Source organism: Mesorhizobium sp. M7A.F.Ca.CA.003.01.2.1 (assembly GCF_003998945.1).
GTDB classification, from domain to species: domain Bacteria; phylum Pseudomonadota; class Alphaproteobacteria; order Rhizobiales; family Rhizobiaceae; genus Mesorhizobium; species Mesorhizobium ciceri.
In genome coordinates, this window is the sequence record NZ_RZRA01001557.1 from 1 (window position 1) to 625 (window position 625).

At 65.0% G+C, this 625-nt stretch carries 1 protein-coding gene; it reads left to right on the forward strand.

Annotated elements, in window-relative coordinates; translation table 11 throughout:
- On the forward strand, positions 1 to 561 hold a 561-nt coding region (locus tag EN969_RS34160), incomplete at its 5' end, for an Ldh family oxidoreductase (protein ID WP_206525368.1).
- Between the last annotated feature and the right edge of the window lie 64 nt (positions 562 to 625).

The window sequence follows — 625 nt, forward strand, 5'->3', positions numbered from 1 at the left end:
GGCTCGGTCAAGCCGGTCTACTGCACCAACCCGATGTCGTTTGCCGCGCCTGCCGCCGACGGGGCGCCGCTGGTCATCGACCAGTCGTCGAGCGCCACCGCTTTCGTCAACATCCGCAAAGCGGCCGAGGACGGCAAGACAATCCCGGAAGGCTGGGCACTGGACGCCAGCGGCAATCCGACCACCGATCCCGCCGCCGCCATGAAGGGTGCAATGCTCGCCTTCGGCGGTCAGCGCGGCGCCAACATCGCGCTGATGGTCGAGGTGCTGGCGGCGGGCCTGTCGGGCGCCAACTGGTCGCTCGACGCGCCATGGTTCAGCGGCGGGCCGGACAGCCCCGGCACGGGACTGTTCGTGCTTGCTATCGAACCCAAGCTGCTCGATCCAGATTTCGAGCAACGAATGAAGGACCAGCTTGACCGGCTGCGGCGGCGCTTCGGCGTGCATGTGCCCGGTCGTGCCCGCGCAGAGGCCGCCGAGAAGGCGCAAGCGCGCGGCATTACCGCATCGAAGGCCGTGGTGCAGCGCATTTCCGAATTCGCTGCACGCTATTCTTCCTGAATATTATTAAATATCAATTAGTTATCTGGAATTCGTCCGCCGCAGGCGCGGCGCAGTGCGATTT